The organism is Psychroserpens ponticola (assembly GCF_023556315.2).
GTDB lineage: Bacteria > Bacteroidota > Bacteroidia > Flavobacteriales > Flavobacteriaceae > Psychroserpens > Psychroserpens ponticola.
In genome coordinates this window covers 210,175-230,957 of record NZ_CP116221.1, presented here as the reverse complement: position 1 = coordinate 230,957, position 20,783 = coordinate 210,175, and the positions used below count along the sequence as shown (strand labels likewise).

Below are 20,783 nucleotides of genomic sequence, written 5' to 3'. Positions count from 1 at the left end.
CGTATCAATCTTAAAACATAAATGATGAAAACAATTTTTAATTCGATAGTATTAGGTGTTATAATGATCACATGCCTATCCTGTAATGCAAATAACAAATCGAACAAAGCTAACGTCGTCCTAGTAGAGACTATAAAACACGAAACAACCGAAAATGAAGCTAATAATCAATTTATAAAAGTGGCACTTTTATTAGATACTAGTAATAGTATGGACGGATTAATAGATCAAGCTAAGGCACAACTTTGGAACATAGTTAATGAACTTTCCTATGCAAAATGTGGTGATGAAAAACCAAATTTAGAAATTGCATTATATGAGTATGGGAATGATAATCTGACAGGAGCTGAAGGTCATATTCGTCAAGTATTAGCCTTTAGTAGTGATTTAGATGAAATATCAAAACAATTATTTTCTCTTACTACAAATGGCGGAAATGAATATTGTGGACAAGTAATAGAAACGTCTTTAAATCAATTAAATTGGGGCAAAAACCAAGATGATTTAAAACTCATATTTATCGCAGGTAACGAACCATTTACACAGGGTCGAGTGAGCTATAAATTTGCTGCAAAACTAGCACACAAAAATGATGTTACTGTGAATACCATTTTTTGTGGTGATTATGAACAAGGAATTTCAACATATTGGAAAGATGGAGCAGATTTAGCACATGGTGATTATATGGCTATCAATCATAATAAAGCAACTACTTATGTGTCTACACCATATGATGATCAAATTTTGAAGCTTAATCAAAAACTAAATAAAACCTACGTAGCTTATGGTAGCGTTGGAGAATCAAAAATGACACAACAGTCATTAGAAGATGATAATGCTAGAGGTTATAGTAGTGAAAATGCGGTGAGTAGAACGGTCAGCAAAAGTTCACATTTATATAAAAATGCTACTTGGGATTTGGTAGATGCCGAAAAAGAAAAAGATTTTAAATATGAAGATCTAAATGAAGTTGATTTACCCAAAGAATTGAAAGGCAAAAGTAAATCTGAAATAAAAGATTACGTTTCTAAAAAGAGATCAGAAAGAGAATCCATACAAAGTGAAATTCAAACCTTAAACCAATTACGACGCAAGTATATTTCTAAAAATCAAAATGACAATGATAATAAATTAGAAAATGCAATGATACATGCTATAAAAACACAGGCTAAAGAAAAGAAATATAAATGGTAATTTATTTTAACGTTTCTAAATGAAGAATGTGCATAAGCTTTAATACACGATAGACTAAAGGTCATTAAATAAAAAAGTCTCGGAATATTCCGAGGCTTTTTTATTTATATATGATAAGTACTAGTTAATTGCAGGACAATTACACTCGTATTTTTCCCTTCTACAATTAAAGTTATAACCCAATGTTAGTTGATGAAAACCACCATTATTAAACACTACAGAGTTCACTTGATATGAATATGTATACGCAAATACAAAATTATTATAATCTACTCCAAAAAATGGCGTAAAGTATTGTAATTTTTGACTACTTACACCAGCTCCATCTTGAAATTCGGCGCCATCAAAACTTCTTCTGTATGATATTCCTCCCCAAAGTTTTCCGAAATCCATCTCTCTATAAGCTTTTATATTTACATCAATTGACGATTCATCAGTAGCATCTCTATTCATGTACATAATTGATGGTTCATAGCTCCAAGGACTATTGTATTTACTGAAAGTATTTCCCGCAGAAATTAAATACGTTCTTAAATTATCATAACTCAATCCTTGTTCATTAAAATTAATACCTTCATTATTAAGTACATTTTTGACAGTTGCATGCGCATAGAAATTGATTAAATGATATGAAAAACCAAAATCAACATTAAAATTAGTTGCACTTTGTTCAACACCAGCAATAATTGGATCATAACCATCTGCTAAAAACTCAGTTTCATCAAGTTTATATTGAATTAAACCTGCGCTTAAACCAAATGAAAGCATGTTTAAATCAATCTCATTCCTAGAAAACATTAAATGATGAGCGTAAGTCAGATAACCACCTGTTTGCGAGTGATATCCATTCTTATCGTTATAAAAAATTGCTCCAACAGCAGATTGAGAATCTCCTATTCTACCATTAACACTTAGTGTTTGTAAATTTGGTGCTTCCTCTTGTCCAAACCATTGTTGTCGTGCTGTTAATCTTACCTTAGCACAATTTGCTACTCCAGCCATTGACGGATGAATTAAATAATAGTTATCAGTCAAATAATCTGAATAAATTGGTAATCCTTCTTGGGCATTTCCAATTTGGCTAAATAAAGCTAAACTTGCTATTAAACAATATTTTTTTAAATTCATATCTTAATTATCTTTTCAGGGTGAAATGGGCTTTAAATTCTTTACGTTCTCCGGTATTAGGTTCATTGTACTCTACTACAAACCAGTAGTCACTCGTTGGCATTGGGTTGCCATTATAGCTACCATCCCAACCTTCACTCGTAGGACTTATCTGTTTTATTAGTTTTCCGTACCTGTCAAATATATAAATTTTTGCACTAGGTTGGTCGGCAATACCTTTTATGTTCCATGTATCATTATAACCATCATCATTTGGCGTGAAGAACGTTGGGTAATCCATAACTGTAACCTTATCACTAACATAACCACAACCGATCCTATCTCTTACATCTATATCATGCTCACCTGCAGAAACATCCACAAAGATATTGCTATCCTGCCATGTACCTCCATCCAAACGATATTCATAGTCTCCTAATCCGGTTACGGTAACAACTATAATATGTAACTCTGAAAAAGCATCTGTAGTCACATCTACAAGCGTAATGGTTGGTGGTGAACTCTCTATCACTTCTGTCATTACACTGCTTGAACAACCCGTAATTGCATCAGTCACTGTCACACTATACGTGCCACCTTCACTTGGCTCATAACTACCTGCTGTTGCTCCTGATATCACTGTACCTCCCAAACTCCACTCAAACTCATAGTTTGGTGTTGTTAGTTCTGTGTCTAATACTGGAACATTCAAGACTTCTGTTCCATTTACATCTACACATAATATATAACTATCATCTAAGCCAAATACTGGTAATGGATTCACCTGCAAGGTTAATGGGGCTACAGCATAACAAATTGAACTATCTATCATATTGCCTGTTCCATCATCTATCAGCGTATCATTATCTACTCTCACATAAATAATCTGTGGATTGACTATATTCTCATATAAAAATGGCAATGGATTAACGCCTAACTCGGCATCAGTCTCTGTCTCATAGTAAGTCAATATATAATTTGCTGGATCCTGACCATCTAAAACCTGATCCTGAACACTCCCTGGTATTAAATCAACAGCATCTGTAACTGGTGTTAAATCAAACTGAGCGCTATTATTACTTAAATCGCCATCATCATCCATCTGATCGTCACAAATCTCCTCTAAAATAGGCTCCATACCTGAGTTAGCCTCTGCTGCTTCCTGAACTTCAATATTAAAACTCGGCGTGCTTATTGAACAGCCTGTATCATTATTTGTAATCGCTATAAAAATCTGTTGTGGATTTGTGAGATTTGTATAAGGACTAACCAAGGCATTGATTAAATCATCTGCATCGGTTTGCGTCTCATGGTAAGTCACTGTAAACATTGTTGCATCTTGACCGTTTAAGATTTCAGCATCCTTAAGGGTCAAATCAAAATCGTCGATACCATCTGTATTTAACTCACAAAGTATAAAATCTGTAACGGCTACAACATCTGGTAATGGGTTTACGATTATATCAAAGGTTACTAATGTATAACACTCGGTTATATCATTTGTTACTCGTACATAAATCGTTTGTGGTGTACTTGTGTTGGTATACGCCATTGGAGCCACGATAGCATTCAATCCTAATTCGGCATCTTCCTCTGTCTCATGATACGTCGCAGTAACTCCTGATTCTCCATTGATGATATAAACCTCATTCTCTGTAAGATCAAACTCCTCTTCCATATCGCCTGGATTGATATCATCACACAACTCTAAATCATCTGGATCTAAACTAGGTGTTGGATTTGGTAATACACGAATCGTTAATGTTGTATAATCCACACAACCTGTATCTGTATCTGTAACAACAACATATAAAGTCTGTGGATTCGCCGCTGCTCCATTTACTGAACTATTACTATAAGTCTCTGCATCTACAGCATTAATCTCTGACTGTGCATCTGCATCTGTCTCATAGTAAGAAACACTCCAACTTGATTCGCCACCTGTAATCTCATTATCCTTTAAGGTCAAATCAAAAACGGTAACTTCATCTGCAATCTCATCATCACACAACTCTAATGGTGTTGGTTGGATAGCCTCTGGTGGTAACTCTACTCGGATATCAAAGAAACCTGTCGTTGTTACACAACCATTGAGAACGCTTACTAATCGAACATAAATCGTCTGTGGATTTAAAACATTAGTGTAGTTGGTTACATTTACTATTGGGTTATTTCCTGATTGAGCATCTCCAATAGTAATATGATAGGTCAGTATAAAGTCTGATGGAATCTGTGTCCCTAATATCTCTGAATCCTTAGTCGTTAAATCAAACTGTGCAAAACCATCATTATTGGTGTCACAAATTACATAGTCGTCAATATCTACTGGAACTTCTGGTGAAGGTAACACACGGATGATTAAAACCTCAGAGGTATTATAACAGCCTGTTATTATATTCTCTGCTCGAATGTAAATCATCTGCTCATCCATTACTATATTTGTGTATGGACTAACAAGTGCATTTAGATCCATATCTGCATCACTCTGAGTCTCATGGTACGTAATTGCAATATCTAACTCTCCATTAATGATCTCTAGAGTTTTACTCTCTAAATCAAAAACTTCAAAACCATCATTATCAGCATCACAAACCTCTAAATCTGTCGGAGGCGCTGGTGATGGAATAGGGTTAACTCTTAATAGTATCGTAGCGGTTGTACTTACAAAACATCCTGTAACATCATCTGTAGCTCTTACAAATACCGTTTGTGGATTGCTTGTATTCATGTAAGGACTTACAATTGGATTTGTGTCATTATCTGCATCCAACTGCGTCTGATAATATGTGAAACTAATTCCGGTTTGTCCATTTAACATCTCTGAATTGGAATCCTCTAATGTAAATGCCTCTATCTCATCTCCTGGATTATTATCATCACATAACTCTAATGGAACTGGTTGTAATAGCACTGGAAGGGCATTCACAATTAACTCTAAGGTTGTAATCTTATAACAGCCATTAACTGTATCCTCTACTCGAACCCATAACATTTGATTAAAGGCTGTCGTATTGGTATAGTTAGTTGGATTTAAAATAGCATTCATACCAGATTCTGCATTTGCCTCTATCTCATAATAAGTCACTAGATATTGTAAAGGGTCTAATCCATCTAATATCTCTAAATCTTTACTTGTCAAATCAAACTGCGCAAAACCATCTGCAGACACATCATCACATTCCTCTAAAGGAGTTGGATCTTCTATCTGTGGCGTTGGATGCACTATTAATATAAGTTCTACTATTGTCGCGCAATCTGTGGCGATTGTTGCGCTCTCAACGCGTACATAAATTGTTTGTTGATCTTCTACAATATTGTTATAAGGACTCCCTAACGCATTTACATTATTATCTGCATCTGCCATAGTCTCATGATAACTAACCGTTAAAGCCGGATCGCCTGAAGTAATCTCTGTATCTGCATCAGTTAAAGTAAAAACTCCAAAACCATCACTATCTGCATCACAATACTCTAAAGGAGTTGGCGTATTTGCAACTGGTGCTTGCTCTACTACCAAAGTTAAAAGCGTGGTAGCATAACATCCTGTATTTATATCTTGAACTCGTACAAATACGATTTGACCATTTACTATATTAGTATAAGGAATTGGTAAGGGATTTAATCCTAAATCTGCATCCATTTGAGTTAAATAATAACTCACAGAATAATTAGGATTAGGTGCTATCTCCTGATTCTTAATCGTTAAATCGATACTCGTTAAACCATCAGGAACGCCATCATCACAAACCTCTAATGCTGTTGGAACAACTATAGATGGTAACGGGTTTACTACCAATTCAAAACTCCCAGTTGCTACACAATTTGTCGTTGTACTTACGAGTGCATAGTAAATCATTTGGGGATTACTCGTATTACTATAAAGACCTACTATTGGATTAAGTAATCCTTCAGCATCTGATAAAGTCTCATAATAACTAACTGTGACCATTTGACCATCAGATATCTCAGCATCTTTCGTTGGTAAATCAAACTGCTCTATCTCATCGCCTGGTAAATCATAATCACACAACTCATAAGCCGTAACTGATAATGTATTGGGTATCGGATTTACTAGTAATATAAGCTCTACGGTATCATAACAACCCGTTGAACCACTCTCTACTCTTATGTATACGGTCTGAACACTTGGAACAATATTATCATATGGTATTGCCAAAACATTAACGCCATTGATCGCATCTGACTCGGTCTCATGATACGTCACAACCATACCTGTTTGAACTCCTATCGATTCTGAATCTTTTAAACTTAATTCAAAACTTGAAAATCCATCATTGTCATCATCACAAACCGATAAAGGTGTAACTATATTTGCTGTCGGATTACTTACAACCTCTAAATCTAAAGTAGTGGTATTATAACAACTTGCTTCATTATTTGCTTCTAATCGCACATAAATAGTTTGGTTATTAACTATTGTATTTGTGAACGGAATTGTTAAAGGGTTTGTACCAGCATCAGCATCAACTTGTGTCGCATAATAAGTTACGTTTACAGTAGTTGGATCTAGAGCTCCAATAGCTTCAGCATTCTTTGTGCTTAAATCAAACATTGCAAAACCATCAGTATTATCATCACAAACTTGAAATACTGTAACTGGATTAATAGCTAATATGCTAAACACTAAATCAAAAGTTGTTGTTGAGAAACACTCTTGAGAAGTCTCTGCTATTCTAGCATAAATTGTTTGAGGATTAGAGATATTTGTATAAGGGCTTGCTAATGGTCCTACATTTAAATCAGCATCAGCCTGAGTTAAATGATAGCTAATAACAAAATCATTAGGATCTTGTGCTCCAAAAATTACAGCATCATTATCTGTTAAATAAAACTCACCAACACCTGTCAAATCACAAATATTGAGATCAGGAGCAGGATTTGCTATTGGGCTAGGTTTAAATTCTACTTCAATTGAATCTGATGAGTCACATCCTGGAGCAAAAACTACATTAACCGAGTAATTTCCACTTTCAGTAACTTCAATAGTCGAATCTGTTTCTCCAACAATTTCAATACCATCTTTAAACCATGTATGTGTTGCTGTAGGTGCTTCAGTATCTAAAGCAACCACCTCTCCTTCACAAAGAGCAGTACCTGCGGCAATAGTTATATCATCACCAAGTTCTCCTCCTAAATTAAAACTACCTGCTTCAAGAAATATTGCTGAATCCCAAATAGAATCCCCTTCATCAGCGACAACTAGTTTTATCTCATATGTAGTATTAGGAACAACAGTTGCAGTTGCGGTTAAAACTACTGTTCTTCCTCCATAATTGGTGTCGTTTAAAAGGTAACCTTCAAAAAACCCAGGATTGGCAGTACAATTTCCAGAATCATTTATATTAGTAACACTTACAGGAGTACCATCTGGTAATACAGCAAGATTAGTATAAGCTGTTGTTCCAACTTCTCTTAAAAGGAAAGCGAAACTATCTGCAAAACTACATTCGGTACTTCCATCATATTCTTCAGAAAACATCATATAGCGGAAACTAATTTCATCTGCTGTTGGAACGAAATTAAATTTTATAAATGTTGCGTCATTAGTATTAAATCCAGGATCAGTTGGTGTGAAAAATGCATCTAAATCGGCATCACCAGCCTGACCATTATCAAAAGAGACTAAACCTCCTCCATTTGGAGTATTTCCTGCCGGAAAAGCTCTTCCTGTTGATAAAACAATTCCTTCATCAAAAGGAAAATCAACTGCACCTCCTTTAGTGAAATAACCATAACTTTTGGTTTGAAGAGCATTAGGTGTTCCGTTTACTTGAAATGAAAAATTATCAACTCCTGAACATCCTCCAGAGACAAGAACATTTTCTATTAGTTCTTCGGGTGTAAAAGAAGATTCTGGGTAGGCAGGATTATTAATTGTAACAATAGGTTCCAGTACTAAAACAGTTATCGTTTCTGTATCTGAACAACCTGTAGGATTAGGATCTGTAACAGTTAATGTAACAGTGTATGTACCAGGATTAGCATAAAAATGTGAAACTGAGGTTCCAAAATCTGTAACAGTATCTCCAAAATTCCAATCATAAGTCGCACCAGCAGCAGCATCCGAAAATGTAGCACTTCCATTAAAATCGATATTAGTCGCAGGTGGCACTTCAATTACTCCTGAACCATTAGCTACAGGAATTGTACTATCAATAGATGCTGTAATAATTTGACATTGCTCTTGGCATGTAATATTTGCAGACCAACCTGTTGTAGTACCTGTTGTATTGGAAACAAACTCTAATGTAATACAACCGCTTGTATTAGCTGCGGAAGCTGTAATTATTCCAGGTCCAGCAACTCCAGAATAAGAACCAATTACTGGCGCAGTGGTATCATCACCATCATAAATTGTTAATATATCTATATTGAGTTGGGTACTAAATGTAGAAAAGCCAAGGCTTATAAAATCTCCAGCATTTTCTGGGCAAATAGTAGTTACGATATTTTCATCATTCGAATATGAACCAAATTCTCCTCCAGAATCATAAAACACATCAGGTTCACATCTATTAAATGTACCAACTTGCATCAAAAGATCTTGGGCATAAGAACTAAATGCAAATAATAATAAAAGTATTGTGTATAGTTTCTTCATAAACTTGATCGATCTGTAATCTAAGCTTTATTTCAAAAGGTTACAAAAGAAAAAAAATCATAACAAATTAAAAAACAACAACATACACATATACAATTCATAGATCAAATATCACATCTGTACTAATAACATTTAGTGTAGTAATTAAGCTTTTTCATAATAAAAGCGAAATTTAGTAAATTTTAACTAATTACGTCTTGTTATACCCTATTAAATTGCCAGTTTAACAGTTCTAAACTATTAAGCAATGTACTTTATAACTGTTTTTTTTCAGCTTTAGTATATAATATAAGACAGATCGCTTATGTAATCCTAAAAAAACATAACATTAACCTATTAGTTTAGTATTTTTGCAAAAAAATAAATAACATGGAAAACGTGACAATTTCAATTAAAACCACTTCCAATCCGACTATAATTAAATTTGAAGCTGACCAATTTCTAACTAAACACGAGAGCTTTGAATTCAACACTATTGATGATGCTGCACCATCTCCTTTAGCTCAGCAATTATTTTACTTGCCTTTTGTGAAAAAAGTTTACATTTCAGGGAATTTTATAGCTGTAGAACGCTTCAATATTGTAGAATGGTTAGATGTACAAGATGAAGTTGCTGAACAAATCGAAACTTACATAAACAAAGGAGGTGTTATAATCTCTGATACTTCTGCAAAAAAGAAAGTGCCTGTTACTATTTATGCTGAAAGCACTCCAAATCCAGCAGTGATTAAATTCGTTGCCAATAAAAAACTAGTTAATAACTATCATGAGTATAAGTCTATAGACGATGCAAAAAACTCACCTTTTGCATCTGAATTGTTTCATTTTCCTTTTGTGAAAAGTGTTTTTTTAGATGAAAACTTTGTTTCTATAACTAAATATGATATTGCGGATTGGAATGAAATCACATTGGAGTTACGTGAATTTATTAGAGTTTATATTGAAAACGCAAAAGAGATCGTACTCATTGACGAAAATAATTCTATTGAAAAATCGAATGAAGTTCTAGACACTAAATTTGAAGCTCATGATGATATTTCGAAAGAGATAATCAATATTCTTGAAGAATATGTTAAACCTGCTGTAGCAAGTGATGGTGGCAATATTGAATTTCAATCCTATGATGAAGATAGTAAAACGGTAAAAGTTATATTACAAGGCGCTTGTAGTGGATGCCCTTCTTCCACATTTACTCTAAAAAATGGTATAGAAAATATGCTAAAGGAAATGTTAAACGGAAAAGTTAATACTGTAGAAGCCATTAACGGCTAGGCATCCATCTTAATTTAAGATTATCGTAAAGCACTCTTTTTTAGAGTGTTTTACTAGTTAAAAAGTGATTTTTATTTAAAACAAAGTTAGTTTTTATTATTTTTTTATTATTTTTAATAAAAAGAAAATTATGAAAACTTCACACATTTTATTCATCGCTTTATTATTCCCTGTCATTTCTGCTTTTCCACAACAAGAACTCATAGGTGGTCAAGCTATTGGCGGAAGTCGAGTTAATCTACTTATTGATGTAACACCTGTAGTACTTAATGAATCTGTAGAAGGTTCACCTTACATAAATGAAAAATACTTACCTGCAACCATTTCAGCTTCTGAAGGAGATGTTTTTTATGTAAGGTATAATGCATTAAATGATATTTTCGAAGTTAAAGGCGACAAAAACAAAGCCTATTCTCTTAATAGATACAGAAGAGATATTGTAATTGAAATGCTTAACTTAAATAAAACATATCAAGTATTGGGTTATTATGACGATGAGAAGAATGAGAATTTTGGCTACTTTTTGTATTTAAGCAATCCCAACCCAAAAACCATTCTATTTAAAAAAGAGAAAATCACTTTTATTGATGAACAAAAGGCTTCTACTGGTTATGACTCTAGCAAACCTGCAAAATACAAAAGGTTAAATGATAAATTTTTCATTAAACTAGAAGATGAAAAAATACTTTCTGAATTACCTAGCAACAAAAAGGCTATAGCAAAATTATTTCCAAATCATCAAGATAAGGTTCTTAAATTTATTAAGGAAAACAGAATAAAAACTTCTAAAGAAGATGATTTAGTTCAGCTCATAAATTACATAAACACACTTTAGTTTATAAGATGCAAATCGTATTTAAACTGTTTATTTTTCTAACATAAATACATACGATTTTTTACAAAAAACACTTGTTTTTAGCTTGTAGTACTTTATTTACATAAAATTTAACAACCATCAGTAAACATTTACCTTAATCTTAACACATTATTCTTTCTAATTCGTCAATTTTTTGTTTTTTTTGAAAAAATTTTTTTATGAAAAAGACATATTTATTATTACTAGTAGTATTATTACCTATAATTTCTGTTTCTGGTCAAGAATTTTTGGCTGGACAAAGCGTCGGAGGAAGTCGCGTTTCCGGAATAATTTCTACTACTCCAATTGTTTTAAACGAATCGGTTGATGGTTCTCCATATACTAACAAAGAATATTTACCTGCTAAAATATCAGCTGCAGAAGGAAGTACATTTTTTGTAAGGTATAATGCCATGAGAGATGAATTTGAAGTTAAAGGACAAAACAACAAAGCATATTCACTAAACAGATATAGAAGAGATATCGTTGTAGAAATTGTTCCTTTAAAAAAGAAATATCAAGTATTTGGTTATTTCGATGAAAAACAAAATGAAAACTTTGGTTACTTCGTGTATTTAAGTGATTCTAATGCTTCAACGGTTTTACTTAAAAAAGAAAGGATTACGTTTATTGGTGAAAAAAGAGCTGTTACTAGTTACGACACTCCAAGATCAGCAAGATATAAAAGATGGGATGATAAATTTTTTATGAAGCTTGGAGAAGACAAAATAGTTAAAGAACTACCAAGAGGAAAGAAAGCTATTTCAAAGCTATTCCCAGAACATAAAACCGCAGTTTTTACCTTTTTAAAAGAAAATAAAATTAAAACATCTAGAGAAGAAGATTTAGTTCAATTAATGAATTATGTAAACTCACTTTAGATTATAGAAATACTGAATATATTAAAACCGAATGTGTTATCTAAAAAATAATCCATTCGGTTTTTTTATTTTTGTACATATTAAATAAAAAACAAACACTAATGGATTTACAAAAATGGATAGATAAAGGCTTCGAAATTATTATTGATTTCGGACCTAAAGTAGTGGGAGCAATAGCCATCTGGATTATTGGCTCATGGATTATTAAGTCTTTAATTAAAGGCTTAAGAAAAACTATGGAAAAAAGAGATTATGACGAAAGTCTCAAAAAATTCTTATTAAACTTATTAGGTTGGGTTTTAAAAATTGTACTCATTATAGTTGTTCTAGGAACTGTAGGTGTAGAAACAACATCTTTTGCTGCTATTCTTGCAGCTGCAGGTCTTGCAATTGGATTAGCACTTCAAGGCTCTCTTGGTAATTTTGCAGGAGGTGTTTTACTTATGATTTTTAAACCAATGAAAGTTGGAGATTTAATTGAAGCACAAGGAGAGTTAGGAGTTGTAAAAGAAATTGAGATTTTTACAACCAAACTAACTGGACTTTCTAATAGAGAAATCATTATTCCTAATGGAGCGCTTTCTAATGGTAATATTATTAATTATACTACTGAAGGTACTAGACGTGTCGATTTAGTTTTTGGTGTTGGTTATGATTCTGACATCAAAAAAACTAAAGAAGTGCTTACAAAAGTATTAACATCGCATCCTAAAGTACTTAAAGACCCTGCTCCTGCTGTAACTGTTATGGAGTTAGCTGATAGTTCTATAAATTTTGCTGTACGTCCTTGGTGTAATAGTGAAGATTATTGGGATGTATATTTTGATGTTACTGAAAACACTAAAGAAGCTCTTGATGCTGCTGGAATTGAAATCCCTTATCCTCATCAAGTTGAAATACACAAAAATGAATAGATTTTTATTTTTTAGATTTTAATGCTATAAAATCTTTTAAATAAAATGGCTCAAAATAGGCGACATCTTCGATGTCGCTTTTTTTATACTTTTGGTACGCTAAAAAACTCATTTCATTTGCTGAAGGCAACTTCCCTTCGACAAAAACAGCATTTGGATGGTCTATCATTTTTTTTGTTTTCTCAACACCATTACCAATAAAATAAACTTTACCATCTTCTAAATACTCTGAAAATGAATTATCATCTAAAACTTGAGCTTCAACATTTCTTAATTCAGCATAAGAATTGCTATAAATAGCAGAATACACTTCTAAACGACGCGCATCTAACATTGGCACAATATTTCCTTGATTAATTTTTACCTGATGTGCCAACGCATTTAAGGTTGATACAGAAATAAGCGGAATATTTAACGCATAACAAAGACCTTTAGCCGCTGAAACTCCAATTCGTAATCCTGTATAAGAACCTGGCCCTTTACTCACAGCAATTGCATCAATTTCCTTAAGGGTGAGTTTCGCAGATTTAATTACATCATCGATAAAAACGTGTAATGATTCTGCATGCGAATAATTAACATTATTATCTTCCTTTAAAACTAAAGTCTCTCCTTCTTTTGAAAGAGAGACTGAGCAATTTGTTGTTGACGTTTCTATATTTAATAGGATTGCCATATTAATTAGGAATTAAATTATTCATCAGAAGATACTTCTTCATCTTTTCCTGTGTTTTTGTCTTTTATTTTATCGCCAGAATTTAAGGTTTTAGAAACAATGTTATATGGACCAGTAATAATTTCATCATTTTCCTTTAACCCTGAAATCACTTCAATATTAGTATCATCTTGGATTCCGGTTTTGACAACTCTTAACTTAGCCTCACCATTTTCAGAAATAAAAACACATTCAAATTTCTCTTCACTTTCAGGTTTAATAGTTTCTGAAGACCTTTGTTTATAATCTTTTTTAACTGAAGATGTATCTGTTTTTATAACAATTGAACTTATTGGAACTGCGACAATCTTATTACGTTTATCAGTAATAACATCTACAGTAGCAGTCATTCCTGGTCTAAATGGCGAATAAAAATCTGGCTTACCTTCCATAAGGTCTAGATAAGATTCTTCAAGTATTCTAACTTTAACTCTAAAGTTAGTTACCTGATCTGCTGTTAAAGTTCCAGCAGCAGAATTCGCGATTTCTGTAACTATGCCTTTAAATTCTTTCTTTAAATAAGCGTCAACTTCTACTATTGTAGAATCGCCAATTTGAACCTTTACAATGTCATTTTCATTAACATCAACCTCAACTTCCATATTATTAAGGTTGGCTACTCTTAATATTTCTGTACCTGCCATTTGCTGAGTTCCTACAACTCGTTCACCTAACTCTACATTAAGCAGCGATATCGTACCACTCATTGGAGCATATATTTCAGTACGACTCAAATTATCGTTTGCTTCATTTACAGAAGCTGCTGCACTTTGAACACTATAATATGCAGAACTTCTTCCTGCAACTGCAGTTTCATAAGCTGCAGTTGATCTGTCCCAATCTGCTTTAGAAATAACCCCTTTATCAAAAAGCGATTTGTTTCTATCATAATCTGCCTTAGCTTGTTTTAATGTTGCTTCAGCTTGCTCTAAACCTGCTTTAATATTTTGGTATGTAGCTTGTGATCGACTTACAGCAGATTGAATTAAATCTGGATTAACTCTAACGAGTAAGTCTCCTTTTTTTACTTGTTGACCTTCTTTAAAGGGAAGTTCAAGGATTTCACCTGAAACCTCACTTGAAATTTTCACTTCTACTTCTGGCTGAATCTTTCCTGTTGCAGAAACTGTTTCAACGATATCAACTAAAGTAACTTTCTTTATTTCTACTTCTTTATGATTACCTTTTTCACCAAACCAACCCATTGTTTTCCCAATCACTAAAGCGGCTATAAGGATGACAAGAACAAGAAGGCAAATTTTTACTGTTTTACTCATTTTATGTTAATTTAAGTCGGTTATTGGTAGCCCAAAATAAAATTCTAAGACTTTGAGCTTAAAAATATAATCATATTTTGTTCGTATTACATCAGATTGAGAGTTTTCGTAAACAATACGAGATTGATTAAAATCAAATGCATTTGACATCCCTACATCATAACGTTCTTTTGCATATTCAAAGGCTAATAGACGAGCTTCTTCTGTTTGCAAAGCAGCCTCATACGTTTTTTTTGAATTTTTAGCATCATTATACGCTTGGTATACCGTTGATTCTAAGTCTATTTTGGCTTGTTCTAATAGATACTTTGAACGCTCAACTTCAACTTTACTACGTTTTACATTATTACGAGTTGTAAATCTATTAAAGATAGGAACATTCAATTGAACACCAACCGATGTACCATCAAATAAATACAATTGATCAATAAAAGGAATATCTTCTCCAGTAAATGGATTTAATTGAGTACTTGCCCATCTTGTATTATAACCCCAAAATCCTGAAAGCGTTGGATAATAATTGGTTTTTTGCAATTCTAAATCTTTTTCTGCTAATTCAAAATTGGTTTGTGCTATTTTTACATCATTGACTTCTTCTTTTGCTTTTTCAACAATCTCAGTAGCTTGTTTTTCTAAGATATCACCTCCAACCAATCCGTAATCATCATCTGAAATATCAAAAGTTTCATAATCTTTCAATTGTAACATTTGAGCTAAGCCCAATTTTGAAATAAATAAGGTGTTCTCAGCAGCAATAATTTGTTGAAGTTGCGTTGCATCTGTGGCTTTTAATTCTAATAAATCACCTCTAGGAAGTACTCCTGCATCCACTAATTGTTGGGTGTTTTCTATATTTCCTTTTGTAACATCATTTTGAGACATTAAAACTTTAAGTTGCTCTCTATTAAAAAGAATTTGCAAAAATGAATTTGCTACAAATAATGAAATATCGTCTTTCATTTTATCTAAACGATACTCTGAGGCCATTTTATTAATTTTAGCACGCTGAAGTGTTTTCCAATTCGCAAGGCCACTAAAAATATTGACGCCAGAATTAATTGCGCCAGAAACAGATCTAAACGTATTGTTTTCAAACTGATTGGTAGCTGGATTAATATTAGCTCCAGTATTAACACTATAGGATCCATTTGCACTTAAAGTGGGTAGAAAATTACTTCTTGCTTGATTCTTATTTATATCGGCTAAATTTACATCTAGCTCAGATTGTGCAATAGAAATATTATTTTCTAAAGCATGATTAACACACTCTAATAATGTCCATTTTTTTTCTTGTGCGTTGACTAAAACTCCACAAAGAAGTAATGCTATGATGATTGATTTTTTCATAATGTCTTATATGTCTAGATAAATCCTAAAGTGTTACACTAAATGTTAAAATTATTATTGATCAAATTATTCGAAACCTTGAATTTGGTTCCAAACCTTAATTTTATCGTCTTTTGTGATGCCACTTTTAACCTCAACAAAGATACCATCGCTAATTCCTAATTCTAATTCTTTTCTTTCAAATTTTTGATCTCCAACCTCAACTTCAACGTAAGGTTTTTTAGTTTCATCATCGTATTGCACTAAAGCTTCTTTAATCGCTAGTACTTTTTCAGCTTTTTCTAAGATAATTGAAGCATTAGCGCTTAAGCCCGCTCTAATGAATATTGAATCCATTTTTTTAAGTGTTCCTTTTATTTCAAACTGAATGGCACCATTTTCTTCAACACCTTTTGGAGCAATATAATCTAAAATTGCATCAAATTTCTGGTCTTCAATGGCTCCAACCGTAATTTCTAGAGGTAAGCCTTCTTTAATTTTCCCTACTTCACTTTCATCAACTTTTCCTTCAAAAATCATTTGCTTCACGTCTGCCAGAGATGCTATTGAAGTTCCTTCATTAAAGTTATTAGCTTCAATGACTTGGTTTCCTGCTTTTACAGGCACGTCTAACACCATTCCAGAAACGGTTGCTCTTACTTGAGTTTGAGCCACACTTCCTAAACCTGATGTTGTTCCTGTTTTTATAATATCGTAATTCTGACGTGATTGAGTCACATCAATTCTTGCTTGTCCAACGCGTTGTTTCGCCTGTAAATACGTATTATTAATTTCATCAAATTGATTAGCAGAAATAACACCCTTGTCAAATAAAGCCTTTTGACGATCATAGATCGCTTGCTGCGTTTTAAAATTAATCTCAGCAGTTTGCAATGCATTACTATTCGATGAGATATTATTTTTTGCACTTGTAAGGTTTGACACATTAGGAATGACTCTAATTTGTGCAATCAAATCACCTTGCTTTACATATTCGCCAGCTTCAATAAATATTTCTTCAATAACACCAGAAATATTAGGCTTTATTAGTATTTCTTCTTTAGGAACAATACTTCCTGTAGCCACTGTTTTAACTACTATAGTTTGCTCTGAAGGCTCTTCAGAAGTATATTTTACTGGATCTTCTTGACCTTTAAGCCAAAAGAAATATAAGGCTCCTAAAAAACCGAATACTATAATAAGTAAAATGATAATTGTTCTTGTTCTTTTCATGAGTTGATTGTTATGATTAATTGGTTCTAAGAACCTTAATTGATGACTATATGTTTTTTATTCTACTCTCAATGCGTCTACAGGTTTCATTTTGGTTGCACCATTTGCTGGGATTAAGCCTGCTAATAATCCAGATACTACTAAAATTAATAATGCTGTTAATATAACAGATATATCAACACTCGGGTTCGCAAAATTTTCAACCTCACCAACACTATCCAGAACAGCATTCATTCCCCAAATTATTATTGCTGCAAATGAAACACCTACCATACCAGACAAAATAGTTAATATTAAGCTTTCTTGTAAAATTTGTCCTTTCACCATCCAAGGTGTTGCACCTAAGGCCCTTCGGATACCAATTTCTTTTGTACGTTCTTTTACAACAATTAGCATAATATTATTTATCCCAATAATTCCTGATGCCAATACTAATATGCCAACAAAATAACCTACGAAAGCAAGTATGGTAAACAACCCGTTTATTCGTCCAAACTCTTCAGCTAAATCAAAATGTCCAATGGCACGATCATCATCTGGATGCACCTTATGTCTTGACTTCATGAGGTCAAAAACTTGTTGTTTTACCGTTGTAATAGGCACATTATCTTCGGCAGTGATTGCCATCCATCCAACTCGATCTCCTCTATTAAATGCTTGCCCAAATGTGGTAAACGGGATATAAATTGTACTTGCCTCTTCCTCACTATTCCCTTGGCTATTGCTCATTTTAAATGTACCAACTACTAAAAAGTTAACACCATTTATCTTGATATAAGTTCCAAGCGTTTTTTCACCTTTATCATACAATCCTTTTACGACTCCAGCACCAATCACGCAAATTTTTCGTTTTGCATCAATATCTGAATAACTAATAAAACGGCCCTGAATAACATCCATAGGTTGTTGTTTGATGTACTCTGGATAATCTCCATATATTTCAAATGCTCCAGTTTTTGTTCCTCTAACTACATTATTATTTCCTCTAAATCCTCCCAATTGATTTCTTGGAGATACATATTTCAGGCTAGGAATTTGAGATTTAATAGCAGCTACATCATCAATTTTATAATTAAAATAACGTCCTTTAGGCAAACCTTTATATGGTTTTGAAGTTCCTTGAGTCCACATGAACATAGAATTGGTAGCAAAATCCCCAAAATCTTTTAGGACACCATTTCTTAATCCGTTAGTAAGTGCCAAAAGAACCACAAGAATAAAAATACCCCAAGCGACACCAAATGCTGTCATAGCAGTTCTAAGCTTGTTTGCATTTAAAGCTTCTAATATTTCATCCCAACGATCTCTTTTAAACATACTATTCGTCTCTTAATGCTACAATCGGTTTAATTTTAGCAGCACGATATGCTGGTATAAATCCAGCGAAAGCACCAGCAAACACTAACAAAAACACAGTAGTAAGTGCAATATTAAAATTTACTTGTGGATATTTTATAAAATCGCTTTCAATTTGAGGACCTACTAATTCTAACAATCCTAATCCGAAGATTAAACCAAATAAACCCGCGAACATAGTCACAAAAATGGCCTCTTGAAGAATCATGCTAATAATAGAAATTGGCAAGGCACCTAAAGCTTTTCGAATACCTATTTCTTTTGTTCGTTCTTTAACAATGATGAGCATAATATTTCCGACACCTACAATTCCAGCAATTATGGTTCCAATACCAACAAACCAAAACACAGCTTGAATTGTTGCAACTAGCGAATAAATTTGCTTTGCTTTGTCTAGTGTATTAAAGACTCTAACAGCACTTGTATCATCTGGTGAAACAGTATGCATCAGTTTCAACTCATTTTCAACAGCGTTAGCCATATTTTGAGATAAGGCTACAGCTTCATCAAAATTATCAGACATTTTAACTGTAAATAGCATGTTTCTGATATTATCTCCAGCTCCAAATACTTTCTGCGCTGTCGTTATTGGAATGTAAGCTTGTTGTTCTTCGCGTTCTCCGCCTGGATCAATAAAAACACCTATAACTTTAAAATTCATTCCATAAATGGTGATACTTTTATTGATTGGATCTTCATCTTTAAATAAATCTTGTCTCAGTTTACGTCCAATAACCGCTACTTTTCTAGTGTCATCTAAATCTGCTTGATTTACAAATCTACCAGATTCCATATCTGCATTTTCAATAAATTGATGACCAGGCATTGCACCTCTTACTTGATAATTTACCGATTCATTTTTATAAGAAATTTCGGCTCCCCAAATTGAATATAATGAAGTTTCATACTCAATATTATCTTCATATTTCTGAGAAATCTTATCGAAATTGTCGTTTTTCATCTGAATGTAACGACCAGGATTTAAGCCTTTATAGCCTTTTGTAGTTACACCTGTCCAAACAGTAATTAAATTAGTTGCATCTCTTTCAAATTCTGACTTAACTCCATTTTCAATACCTTTACTAAAACCAAGAAGTATTACTAAAATAAATATTCCAGAAGCTACAGAAAGGCCTGTTAAAAACGTACGCAATTTATTTTTGCTTAGTGTTTCAAATATTTCTTGCCAACGTTCTATATCAAACATATTGAGATGCTCTTACTTGTTTTACCGTATTGTCATCTATGATAATTCCATCTTTAAGATTAACAATACGTTTAGTCATTTGAGCAATATCGTGCTCATGTGTTACAACTAGTATTGTTTTACCTTCGTCATTAATTCCTTGAATAAGTTCCATCACTTCATAAGACGTTTTGGTATCTAAAGCTCCTGTTGGTTCATCTGCCAATAACACTTTAGGATCACTTGCTAATGCTCTAGCTATTGCAACACGTTGTTTTTGTCCACCAGACAATTCACTAGGCAAATGATGAGACCATTCTGCAAGACCAACTTTTTCAAGGTAATGCATTGCTCTTTCTGTACGTTCTTTTCTTTTAATCCCTTTATAATATAATGGCATTGAAACATTATCTAATGCGCTTTTATAATTAATAAGATTGAATGATTGAAAAATGAAGCCTAGAAATTCGTTTCTATATTTAGCGGCGATTTTTTCATTTAGACCTTTAATGGATACGTTGTCAAGCACATAGCTTCCAGTATCAGCTTCATCTAACATCCCTAAAATATTTAGAAGTGTAGATTTTCCAGATCCTGAAGACCCCATTATAGATACAAGTTCGCCCTCCTTTACATCAAAATTTATTCCTTTTAAAACGTGAAGCGAATTGCTTCCCATGTGATAAGATTTGTGTAAATCCTTGATTTGTATCATAATGGAGATGGTTGATTCTTAACAAAATTACGACAATCCATAAACGGATTATCCTAACTATTTGTTAAGAATTGATTTTGATTGATATTTATAAGACTTCTAAATACACAAAATGTTACAGTAAAACGC

14 protein-coding genes are annotated in these 20,783 nt (G+C 33.1%); 5 read left to right on the top strand and 9 right to left on the bottom strand.

The window, feature by feature from the left end:
- Window positions 1-24 precede the first annotated feature (24 nt).
- The gene (locus tag MUN68_RS00925) at window positions 25-1,194 is read left to right on the top strand and encodes a vWA domain-containing protein (protein WP_249995191.1); all 1,170 of its coding nucleotides are present in this window, start codon (window positions 25-27) and stop codon (window positions 1,192-1,194) included.
- A gap of 120 nt (window positions 1,195-1,314) precedes the next feature.
- On the opposite strand, the gene MUN68_RS00920 is transcribed toward MUN68_RS00925, so the two are convergent.
- Both MUN68_RS00920 and MUN68_RS00915 read right to left on the bottom strand, forming a co-directional pair.
- Window positions 1,315-2,322, bottom strand: coding sequence for a PorP/SprF family type IX secretion system membrane protein (locus MUN68_RS00920; RefSeq protein ID WP_249995192.1), 1,008 nt, complete (start codon window positions 2,320-2,322; stop codon window positions 1,315-1,317).
- 7 nt (window positions 2,323-2,329) lie between these two features.
- Window positions 2,330-8,923, bottom strand: coding sequence for a choice-of-anchor L domain-containing protein (locus MUN68_RS00915; RefSeq protein WP_272792392.1), 6,594 nt, complete (start codon window positions 8,921-8,923; stop codon window positions 2,330-2,332).
- Between the two features lie 369 nt (window positions 8,924-9,292).
- On the opposite strand from MUN68_RS00915, the gene MUN68_RS00910 reads away from it, so the two are divergent.
- The 4 genes from MUN68_RS00910 (at window position 9,293) to MUN68_RS00895 (ending at window position 12,846) form a co-directional block, all read left to right on the top strand.
- On the top strand, window positions 9,293-10,195 hold the full coding sequence (locus MUN68_RS00910) for a NifU family protein (protein WP_249996491.1): 903 nt from the start codon (window positions 9,293-9,295) through the stop codon (window positions 10,193-10,195).
- A gap of 130 nt (window positions 10,196-10,325) precedes the next feature.
- Window positions 10,326-11,030 (top strand): hypothetical protein, encoded by a 705-nt coding sequence (locus MUN68_RS00905; protein WP_249996490.1) that lies wholly within the window; start codon window positions 10,326-10,328, stop codon window positions 11,028-11,030.
- A gap of 200 nt (window positions 11,031-11,230) precedes the next feature.
- Window positions 11,231-11,932 (top strand): hypothetical protein, encoded by a 702-nt coding sequence (locus MUN68_RS00900; protein WP_249996489.1) that lies wholly within the window; start codon window positions 11,231-11,233, stop codon window positions 11,930-11,932.
- 101 nt (window positions 11,933-12,033) lie between these two features.
- Complete coding sequence (locus MUN68_RS00895; RefSeq protein ID WP_249996488.1) at window positions 12,034-12,846, top strand: mechanosensitive ion channel family protein; 813 nt, start codon at window positions 12,034-12,036, stop codon at window positions 12,844-12,846.
- Window positions 12,847-12,850: 4 nt separating this feature from the next.
- On the opposite strand, the gene tsaB is transcribed toward MUN68_RS00895, so the two are convergent.
- The 7 genes from tsaB to MUN68_RS00860 form a co-directional block, all read right to left on the bottom strand.
- Window positions 12,851-13,522: a tRNA (adenosine(37)-N6)-threonylcarbamoyltransferase complex dimerization subunit type 1 TsaB gene (tsaB, locus tag MUN68_RS00890; protein WP_249996487.1), complete on the bottom strand. Its 672-nt coding sequence runs from the start codon at window positions 13,520-13,522 to the stop codon at window positions 12,851-12,853.
- Between the two features lie 17 nt (window positions 13,523-13,539).
- The gene (locus MUN68_RS00885) at window positions 13,540-14,838 is read right to left on the bottom strand and encodes an efflux RND transporter periplasmic adaptor subunit (protein ID WP_249996485.1); all 1,299 of its coding nucleotides are present in this window, start codon (window positions 14,836-14,838) and stop codon (window positions 13,540-13,542) included.
- Window positions 14,839-14,844: 6 nt separating this feature from the next.
- Window positions 14,845-16,185 carry a TolC family protein gene (locus tag MUN68_RS00880; RefSeq protein WP_249996484.1) on the bottom strand — a complete coding sequence of 447 codons (1,341 nt, stop codon included), beginning with the start codon at window positions 16,183-16,185 and terminating at the stop codon, window positions 14,845-14,847.
- A 66-nt stretch (window positions 16,186-16,251) separates the two neighbouring features.
- Window positions 16,252-17,397, bottom strand: a complete 1,146-nt coding sequence (locus tag MUN68_RS00875; protein WP_249996483.1) for an efflux RND transporter periplasmic adaptor subunit — start codon at window positions 17,395-17,397, stop codon at window positions 16,252-16,254.
- 57 nt (window positions 17,398-17,454) lie between these two features.
- The gene (locus MUN68_RS00870) at window positions 17,455-18,714 is read right to left on the bottom strand and encodes an ABC transporter permease (RefSeq protein WP_249996482.1); all 1,260 of its coding nucleotides are present in this window, start codon (window positions 18,712-18,714) and stop codon (window positions 17,455-17,457) included.
- Between the two features lies 1 nt (window position 18,715).
- A complete protein-coding gene (locus tag MUN68_RS00865) occupies window positions 18,716-19,960 on the bottom strand; it encodes an ABC transporter permease (RefSeq protein ID WP_249996481.1) in 1,245 nt (414 codons plus the stop codon).
- Window positions 19,953-20,654 carry an ABC transporter ATP-binding protein gene (locus tag MUN68_RS00860; RefSeq protein ID WP_249996480.1) on the bottom strand — a complete coding sequence of 234 codons (702 nt, stop codon included), beginning with the start codon at window positions 20,652-20,654 and terminating at the stop codon, window positions 19,953-19,955. Before MUN68_RS00860 ends, MUN68_RS00865 begins: the two co-directional genes overlap by 8 nt.
- Between the last annotated feature and the right edge of the window lie 129 nt (window positions 20,655-20,783).